Source organism: Sphingomonas sp. Leaf32, from assembly GCF_001421765.1.
GTDB lineage: Bacteria > Pseudomonadota > Alphaproteobacteria > Sphingomonadales > Sphingomonadaceae > Sphingomonas.
Genome location: NZ_LMLA01000004.1, coordinates 94844 through 103529 on the forward strand (window position 1 = coordinate 94844; position 8686 = coordinate 103529).

7 protein-coding genes are annotated in these 8686 nt (G+C 67.3%); 4 read left to right on the top strand and 3 right to left on the bottom strand.

All coding sequences use genetic code 11. The features are described from left to right. Nucleotides 1–50: 50 nt before the first annotated feature. Together ASE83_RS07095 and ASE83_RS07100 are read left to right on the top strand one after the other, a co-directional pair. Nucleotides 51–1169 carry a sensor histidine kinase gene (locus ASE83_RS07095; protein WP_055785871.1) on the top strand — a complete coding sequence of 373 codons (1119 nt, stop codon included), beginning with the start codon at nucleotides 51–53 and terminating at the stop codon, nucleotides 1167–1169. 244 nt (nucleotides 1170–1413) lie between these two features. Beyond that, a complete protein-coding gene (locus ASE83_RS07100; RefSeq protein WP_055785874.1) occupies nucleotides 1414–1983 on the top strand; it encodes a class I SAM-dependent methyltransferase in 570 nt (189 codons plus the stop codon). A gap of 417 nt (nucleotides 1984–2400) precedes the next feature. Here ASE83_RS07100 and ASE83_RS18455 read toward each other — a convergent pair whose 3' ends face one another. The 3 genes from ASE83_RS18455 to parA form a co-directional block, all read right to left on the bottom strand. After that, nucleotides 2401–2586, bottom strand: coding sequence for a hypothetical protein (locus tag ASE83_RS18455; protein WP_055785877.1), 186 nt, complete (start codon nucleotides 2584–2586; stop codon nucleotides 2401–2403). A gap of 94 nt (nucleotides 2587–2680) precedes the next feature. Continuing rightward, on the bottom strand, nucleotides 2681–2965 hold the full coding sequence (locus tag ASE83_RS07105; RefSeq protein ID WP_055785880.1) for a ribbon-helix-helix domain-containing protein: 285 nt from the start codon (nucleotides 2963–2965) through the stop codon (nucleotides 2681–2683). After that, a complete protein-coding gene (gene parA, locus ASE83_RS07110; RefSeq protein ID WP_055785882.1) occupies nucleotides 2962–3615 on the bottom strand; it encodes a ParA family partition ATPase in 654 nt (217 codons plus the stop codon). Before parA ends, ASE83_RS07105 begins: the two co-directional genes overlap by 4 nt. 318 nt (nucleotides 3616–3933) lie before the next feature. Here parA and ASE83_RS07115 point away from each other — a divergent pair, with 318 nt between their 5' ends. Beyond that, entirely contained in the window at nucleotides 3934–6984 is a 3051-nt protein-coding gene (locus tag ASE83_RS07115) for a TonB-dependent receptor (RefSeq protein WP_055785885.1), read from the top strand. Between the two features lie 370 nt (nucleotides 6985–7354). Further along, on the top strand, nucleotides 7355–8686 hold a 1332-nt coding region (locus tag ASE83_RS07120), incomplete at its 3' end, for a tryptophan halogenase family protein (RefSeq protein WP_156352849.1).

An 8686-nucleotide genomic window follows, 5' to 3' on the forward strand; every position in this document is an offset into this window, starting at 1 on the left:
ATGGCCCGTCACCGGCTTATTCCGCCGTCCCACGACGAAAGCGGCCCGCGATGCTGACGCCCGAGCGCCGTCGCACCCTCGCCGCGCTTGGTTCGGGCATCACCCTCACCGCCGGCGGGGCCGCCGCGCTGGCCGCCGCGCAGGCGGGGATGTGGGGCACGCTGCTCGGCACGGGCGGCGTGGTCGCGTGGGCGCTGACGCTCGGCTGCTGGGTCGCGGCGCGGCGCGGCGGCGCCCCTGCCCCGGCACCGGCGGCGCGGAGCGACGGGCCGATCGCCGCGCTGCTCGACCAGGTGCCGGTCCCGCTGCTGCGGATCGAGGGGGAACAGGTCCGCGCGATCAATCGCGCGGCCCGTGCGCTGTTCGTCGCCGACGACCGCATCCCTGCGCCGCCGCCCGCGCTGACCGATCCGGCCGCGCGCCACCTGCGCCACGCCGGGCGGCGCTGGCGGATCGATTCGGTGGCGCTGGGCAGCGCCCACCGCCTCGCCGCGCTGATCGATGTCGATGCCGAGGAACATGCCGCGCAGGAGCGGGCGCAGGACGAGATGATCGACATTCTCGGCCACGAACTGCTGAACGGCCTGTCGCCGATCGTGTCGCTGGCCGACAGCGCGGTGACCGCCGCGCAGCAGGGCGACGCGATGCTGGGCGACATCCTCGCCACCCTCGCCCGCCGGGCCGAGGGGCTGGAGGGCTTCACCCGCGCCTATCGCGAACTGGCCCGGCTGCCCGATCCGATGGTGGCGCCGGTCGCGCTGGACGCGCTAGCCGACGATCTGGCGCGGCTGTTCCGGGGGCGCTTCGGCACGGGCGTGACGCTGGCGGTAGCGGCAGAGGGCGTGGCGACTATCGACCGGGCGCAGGTCGTTCAGGCGGTCTGGGCCTTGCTGCAGAACGGTGCCGAGGCGGCCCGCACCGCCCCCGCCCCGGCGCGTGTCACGCTGTCGATCGCGGGCGGCGAGCGGTTAACGATCGAGGTCGCCGACAGCGGCCCCGGCATCGCCGCCGCCGACCGCGCCCGTATCTTTCGCGCCTTCCACACCGACAAGCCCGGCGGGTCAGGCATCGGCCTGACGCTGGCCCGCCGCATCGCCCGGGCGCATGGCGGGGAGCTGGCGCTGCTCGATACGGGGGAAACGCGGTTCCGGCTGACGGTGCCGGCATGATCGACATGTCGACAGGTAGAGGGATCGACATCAATAATAGCGGGCGGCGGGACCGCAGCCATAGCGTACCCCGGCGAAGGCCGGGGTACAGCTGGGAAAGCCGTTCCGCATGTCGCCGCCGTTCGCCAACTGGACCCCGGCCCTCACCGGGGTACGGGTTGCTGTCGGATAGCAGGACTTCGCCTCTATGGCAGGACAGATTGGACCGCCCGACATGTCGACACCTCTACCTGTCGGATCATCGATGACGGATGTGACACGAGGCTGGGAGGCGATCGCCGGGCAGTTCGCCACGATCCGCAGCGATATCGGCGCGGACGTTGTGCGCCGCTGGGCGGCGGACCTGCCACCGGGGGGCAGCGTCGTCGATATCGGGTGCGGCAGCGGACGGCCGGTCGCGCTGGCGCTGGCCGGGGCGGGGTTCGCGGTGTCGGGGATCGACCCCTCGCCTACCCTGCTCGCCGCGTTCCGCCGCGCCCTGCCCCATGCACCGGCGGCGTGCGAGACAGCGGAGGCGAGTGGCTATTTCGGGCGGCGCTTCGATGGCGCGGTGGCGATCGGGCTGCTGTTCCTGCTGCCGCCCGCGACGCAGGCAGTGGTGATCGGCCGGGTCGCGCAGGTGCTGCAACCGGGTGGTCGGTTCCTGTTCAGTGCGCCGTCGGTCGCCTGTCGCTGGACCGACACGCTGACCGGGCGGGAGTCACAATCGCTGGGCGAGGCGGGATATCGCGTGCTGCTGCAGAAGGCCGGGCTGCGGTTGGTCGAGGGGTACGAAGACAGTGGCGGCAATCATTATTTCGCGGCGGTCGGGTAGGGCGGATCGGGTCGGGGCCTGTGGGCAGACTTACCATGCGCCGTACCCCGGCGAAGGCCGGGGTCCAGTTGGGAAAGCCTATCCGCATCTCGCCAACGTCCCCCAACTGGGCCCCGGCCTTCGCCGGGGTACGGGCTGGGGATGTTCGGAGCGGCTGATGCTTACCCGAAAACCGGCGGAAAACCGCCAAAGGTCACTAAGTTCACTCTCGCACGCTATTTGCAGCAGGGCGCGCGGGGAGCATGGTGGGCGTCGACGATGGGACAGAGCGTGGGGCGAGCCTGTCAGGGTATCGCGATGTAGGAAAGGGGGCCGGCGCGGGCGGCGGCTGTCCCGTGCTGCAACCGGGAAATCCCAGCCTTCGCTGGCAGGACGTCTGGGTCCGATGCGACGGAACGACAGCGCGCCGAACGCGCGTCAGTGGCCGTAGCGCTTGATCCCGCGCTGGCGCAGCTTGCGGCGTTTGCGGCGGTGCAGCATGACGCCGAGCGCCGGCCCGCCGATCAGCAGCACGAGGCCGATAATGGCATAGGCGAGAAGTTCGCGGGAGACGTCCATGCCGGTTTCTTGCAATCCGGCGGCCGGATTGTCCATGCCGGACATTAACTTTTGTTCATCTGAACCGGTGGTTCACCGACAAAATATGCCGCACCACCGCATAGTGTGTCGACAGGTCGACAAATCGACAGATCGACAATCAATCGCCGATGGGGCTTTCCCCATATTTTCGAAGGACATCGTTGAACGCCTCCGCCATCAGCGCCTGCAGGCTGCGGTCCTGCCGCCGCGCGAGCATGTGCATCGCCAGCGACATGTCGGGGGTGAAGAAGCCGGCGATCTGCTTGCGGCCCTGCCGGCTTGCCGGACCCTTTGCCTCGGTTTCGGCGGCCGGCGTCGCTGCTGCGGCTTTTGCCGGCGCGGGGGCAGGGGCGGCGGGTGCGCTGCGGTCGCGCAGATTGGCGAAGGACGGCTTGCGGCTCATGACGCGACCTTTTTGAAGCGGGGAACAGGCATGTCGAGCTGTCGACATGTCCACTTGTAGAGTTCGCGAACCTCCTCGGCGGCCTTGCCGGCGGGTTCGCTTTCCATGACGGTGCGGCCCTCGGCGCTGGCATGGCGATACGCGGCGCGATCGGGCAGCAGCACGGGGCAGGGCGGCGTGCCGAAGCTGTCGACCAGCTCACCCGCCTCCTGATAGATGCGCGGCGCGTTGGGCGGGCCAGCGGTGAACACGACGAAGGCCGGGCGGCGCAGCAGCTGCACCAGCTTGGCCGTCGTCTGGATCGCCGACAGGTCGAAGGCGCTGGGCCGGCACGGGATCAGCACGAGGTCCGCCGCCTCCACCGCCGCGCGCGCCGCGCTGTCGGCGTGCGGCGGGGTGTCGATCACGATCACCTCCGCACCCTGTTCCTTTGCCGCCGCGATCTTGGCGGCCAGGCGGGGCGGGGGGCTGTCGATCACTTCGGGCGGGGCCTCCTGCCGCCACGCCGCCCATTGGCTGGCGGTGGCCTGCGGATCGGTATCGATGACCAGCGCGACCCGGCCCGACGCCTGGGCCGCGGCGGCAAGATGCAGCGCGAGCGTGGTCTTTCCCGCGCCGCCCTTCTGGGAGATGATGGCGATTGTCGGCATGTCGGCGCTTCTACGTGTCGACATGCCGACAGGTCAAGTTGTCGGATACCAAGCCGGATCGACATGCACCGGTCTTTCGTCATCCGGGACGTGTTCCGGGGTGACGGGGAGGCTGGAGGAGTCGATCAGGAACGACACCGGGAGTAGCTGACTGTCGACACCCATCCGATGCCCGAGCAAGTACGGCCATGTAATCGTCGTCAAAAACTTCGCCGCGGAGCGATTGATCGTTTGACAACGCTGGACCTAATTTAATATCAATTTTTCTAATTAGAAGCGGAGCACCATGTCGTGTCGCCGCAGCATGGGGAGGTTTTCATGCGTTACGGTTCGTCGTCGATCGTTCGTTCGATGCTGCTCGGGGCAGTGTCCGTGCTGGGGCTTGCCGCACCGGCGCTGGCACAGACCGATCCGGCCGGCCCGCCCGCCACCGCCGATCAGACGGAGGCCCCGGCCGACGACATCGTCGTCACCGGCATCCGCGCGTCGCAGGCGCGCTCGGTCGAAATCAAGCGCAACGCCGACAGCGTGGTCGAGGCGATCAGCGCGCAGGACATCGGCAAGCTGCCCGACGTCACCATTTCCGACTCGCTGCAACGCATCCCCGGCGTGCAGATCCGCCGCGAAGCGGGTGAGGGCGGCGCGGTCAACATCCGTGGCCTGCCGCAGGTCACGACCCTGATGAACGGCGAACAGTTCCTCGGCGCCAATTCGGTGACGACGGTGCAGCCGAACTTCACCGACATCCCGTCGCAGCTGTTCTCGGGCGCGACCGTGTTCAAGTCGCCGACCGCCTCGCTGCAACAGGCCGGCCTGTCGGGCACCGTCGACCTGCTGACCCGCCGGCCGATGGACCTGAAGCGTGGCCTGACCCTGTCGGCAGCCGCCGAAGGGCAATATGGCGACAAGACCGAGAAGTGGAGCCCGTCGGCCAACGGCCTGGTCGCCTATCATGGCGAACGCTTCGGCGTGCTGGTGTCGGCGGCCTATAGCGACCTGACGCTCGGCAACAGCTTCCGTGGGCTGCAGGATTACGGCGTCGCGCTCAACACCGAAGCCGGCAGCGCCACCAACCAGGGCGCGTTCGCGACCGGCAACAACGGCGTCAGCCGGGGCCGCGCGGTGCGCAACGGCGCGGGCACGATCATCGGTTATGACGTGAACGGCGACGGCGACGCCAACGACGCGTTCATCACGCCGCAGTCGCACACCGCGTGGAACCGCATCACCAACCGCGAACGCTTCGGTGCCAACGCTTCGCTCCAGTTCGAGATCAACGACGCGCTGAAGCTGACCGCCGACGGCTTCTATACCCGCCAGACGCAGTATGACCGTACCGCCGGGTTCCAGTTCCAGAATGTCGACTGGCTGTCGTCGCCGTTCCTGCCGACCAAGTCGCGCGATACCGGCGCGGTGGTGAACGGCTACAACGTCAACACGGTGCAGCAATACACCTACAGCCTGCCCAGCTTCGACAGCTATTCGGAAACCTTCCGCACCAAGAGCGAGTCGCAGAATTATAATGTCCAGCTCGACTGGCAGCCGAGCGACCAGTTCAAGGGCACGATCCGCGGCATCTATGGCAAGGCATCGCGCAAGCGCGACCAGGCCTATACCCAGTTCAGCCTGACCAACGGCACGCAATGGGCGTATAACGGCGTCGGCAACTATCCGGCATCGGTCGGCGGCGATCGCCAGTTCAATCCGACCGGCTACCAGATCTACAGCCAGACCGCGACCGTCGACTATTCGAGCGGCGCGCCGGTGTTCGGCTTCTCGCCCGCCTTCCTGGCGCAGGCATCCGATCCGTCGCGCTATGGCCTGAAGACGATTTCGTCGGAGGGCAACCAGTATCAGAATGGCGACCTGTGGGCGGTGCGCGCCGATGGCGAATATACCGCCGAAAACGGCGTGAAGCTGTCGTTCGGCGGCCGCTATGGCGAACGCAGCGTCGACCAGTTCACCTTCGACCGGGTATCGCCCTTCTATGCCGGCAACCGCGACAATGCCGCCAATCCGGCGGGCGGCTGCCTGGTCAAGTGGAAGGCGTTCGACGTCAACCTGAACGACAACAAGTGCGCAGTGCGCGATGCGCAGGGCAATGCCTATACCGCAGGCTATACCCGGCAGGCGAATGACCCGGTCTTTGCCGGCCTCATCAAGCAATATGCGCTGCCCGCCGGCGGTACGCCCGCGCTCTATGCGCTCGACCCGCATGCGATGGACGACAGCGAGGCGTGGCAGAACAAATTCTATCCGGGCAGCCAGAATCTGGTGAACCCGGCCGACAGCTTCACGGTCAACGTCCGCCAGATTTCGGGCTATGGCCAGGTGTCGGGCGAGGGCGAGCTGTTCGGGATGCCGTTCCGCGCCAATGGCGGGTTGCAGGTGGTCAACACCCGCCTGAACGTGCGCCAGAACATCGTCGGCGCGCCGCAGCCTTACGGCGTGTCGGGGGTCGATGCCGGTGACGTCGTGACCAAGCGCGAGTTCACCGACTTCCTGCCCGCGTTCAACGTCGCGTTCGACGTGACCGACAAGCTGCGGGCGCGCGCCGCCTTCTCGAAGACGATGACGGTCCTCGACTTCCTGCAATGGGGCGGCGGTCTGAACGTCAATTACGCGATCAACACGCAGGTGAACCCGGCCCGGTTCGAGGCGCGGACCGCGGATTCGCGCGGCAACCCGAACCTGAACCCGTGGCGTGCGACCAATGCCGAGGCGAGCCTCGAATATTATACCGGGCGCTCCAGCCTGGTGGCGGTCGGCGCCTTCTATATCTCGGTCGACAGCTTCATCACGACGACGACCGAGACCCGCAACGACATCCCCGACAATGACGGCGTGATCCGGCGTCCGGTCATCACCAACACGCTGGCGCAGGGCGAGGGCGGCACGCTGAAGGGCATCGAGGCGTCGGCGCGCCAGTCGCTGGCCGATTACGGCGTGAACGGCCTGCTCGGCGGGTTCGGCGTCGATGCCAACTACACGTTGTCGCTGGGCGATGCGGGGCAGGTCGACCTGGCCGGCAACAAGATGCCGTTCCAGGACAACAGCAAGCATCAGGTCAACGCCGCCCTGTGGTTCGAGAAATACGGATTGCAGGCGCGCGTCGCCTATAACTTCCGTTCGAAGCGGCTCGCCTCGTCCAACTATGGCGGCATCCAGGGCCTCGCCCAGTATCAGGAGCCGACCAGCTATCTCGACGCGTCGATCAGCTACGACGTGACGCCGCAGTTCAGCATCTATGGCCAGGCATCGAACCTGACCGGGGAGACCGAACGCTATTACCTCACGTGGCAGGACCAGGTGTTCAACGAGAACATCTACGAACGCCGCTTCATCGCCGGCGTGCGGGCGAAGTTCTGATGACCCGGTGGCGACGTGTCGGATTGTCGACATGTCGCCATGGCCGGGTGGCAGCACCTACCCTCCCACGTCACCCCAGCGCAGGCTGGGGTGACGATATGGGGGTAGGACAGTTGCACGAACGGATGCGGGATGCGCGAGAAATACCAGACCGTTCGTGCTGAGTAGGGGCTGAGCGAAGTCGAAGCGTAACAGGTCGGATCGTCCCCCGGACGATCCTAAACCATGCGGGGCATGGTTTACCTGTTACGGTATCGAAGCACCTGCCTCAAACGGTCCTTCGATACGCTGTTTCGACAAGCTCAACAGCTACTCAGGACGAACGGAATTGGCGTATCAAGGGACCATCGGATCGAAGGGGAAACCGACCATGCCACACGAACCGGTCCGCTCGATCGTCATCGTCGGCGGCGGCACCGCCGGGTGGATGGCGGCGACCTATCTGGCGCGGCGGCTGACCCATCTGAACCTGTCGATCACCGTCGTCGACAGCGCCGCGATCGGCACGGTCGGGGTGGGCGAGGCGACGGTGCCCGCGATCCGCGATTTCCTGTCGGCGATCGAGCTGGGCGAACCCGATGTGCTGCGCGAAACCGGCGGCACGATCAAATACGGCATCCGCTTCGATGGCTGGGGCGGGGACGACCACCGTTTCTTCCACCCGTTTGGCCTGTACGGCGTCGGGGCGGGGGGCGTCGCCTTCCACCAATACTGGCTGAAACTGAACGCGGCGGGCCGCGCCGGGCCGATCGGCGACTATTGCCTCGCGACCCAGCTGGCGCGGGGCGGCCTGTTCCTGCCGCCGGCCGACCATCCGGCCAATGACCTAGGCGTGTTCAACTTCGCGCTGCATTTCGACGCGGCGAAGTTCGCCGCGCTGCTGCGCCGCCTCGCGCTCGCCAACCGCGTCGCGCATGTCGACGGGCGGATCGAGCAGGTGACGACCGATCCGGCGCGCGGCCATGTCACCCATGTCACGCTGGACGACGGGCGTCAGATCGCCGGCGACCTGTGGATCGACGCTTCCGGCTTTCGCAGCCTGTTGCTGGGCGAGGCGCTGGGCGTGCCCTATGTCGACTGGCGGCACTGGCTGCCGTGCGACCGGGCGGTGGCGATCCCGTGTCGTGCCGCGCCGGGCGATCCGGTCCCCTATACCGTCGCCACCGCGCGCACGGCAGGGTGGCAATGGCGCATCCCCTTGCGCCACCGCATCGGCAACGGATCGGTCTATTGTAGTGATTTCCAGTCGGACGGCGATGCCGAAGACGCGCTGCTCGCCTCGATCGAGGGTGAACCGCTGGCCGGTCCCAACCGGCTGCGCTTCGTCACCGGGCACCGCGAGCGGTTCTGGAGCGGCAATGTCGTCGGCTTGGGGCTGGCCTCGGGCTTTCTCGAACCGCTGGAATCGACCAGCATCTCGCTGATCCAGTCCGGCCTCGAACGCTTCGTCGCGCTGTTTCCCGACCGGGACTGCGACCCGCGCCTTGCCGCCACCTATAACCGGCAATCGGTGCTGGAGTTCGAACGGCTGCGCGACTTCCTGTTCCTCCATTACCTTGCCAATGGCCGGACCGAGCCGTTCTGGCAGGCCATCCGTGCGGTCGAACCGCCAGAACCCCTGCAGATCAAGCTGGACGCATGGCGTTCGGGAGGAGAATTCGTGCGCAACGAGTGGGATACGTTCCAGGACCCGAGCTGGCTG

Bases quoted from the DNA above. Each gene is read 5' to 3' on its own strand.
- ASE83_RS07095 (WP_055785871.1), top strand. From the start codon at position 51: ATGCTGACGCCCGAGCGCCGTCGCACCCTCGCCGCGCTTGGTTCGGGC.
- ASE83_RS07100 (WP_055785874.1), top strand. From the start codon at position 1,414: ATGACGGATGTGACACGAGGCTGGGAGGCGATCGCCGGGCAGTTCGCC.
- ASE83_RS18455 (WP_055785877.1), bottom strand. From the start codon at position 2,586: ATGTCCGGCATGGACAATCCGGCCGCCGGATTGCAAGAAACCGGCATG.
- ASE83_RS07105 (WP_055785880.1), bottom strand. From the start codon at position 2,965: ATGAGCCGCAAGCCGTCCTTCGCCAATCTGCGCGACCGCAGCGCACCC.
- parA (WP_055785882.1), bottom strand. From the start codon at position 3,615: ATGCCGACAATCGCCATCATCTCCCAGAAGGGCGGCGCGGGAAAGACC.
- ASE83_RS07115 (WP_055785885.1), top strand. From the start codon at position 3,934: ATGCGTTACGGTTCGTCGTCGATCGTTCGTTCGATGCTGCTCGGGGCA.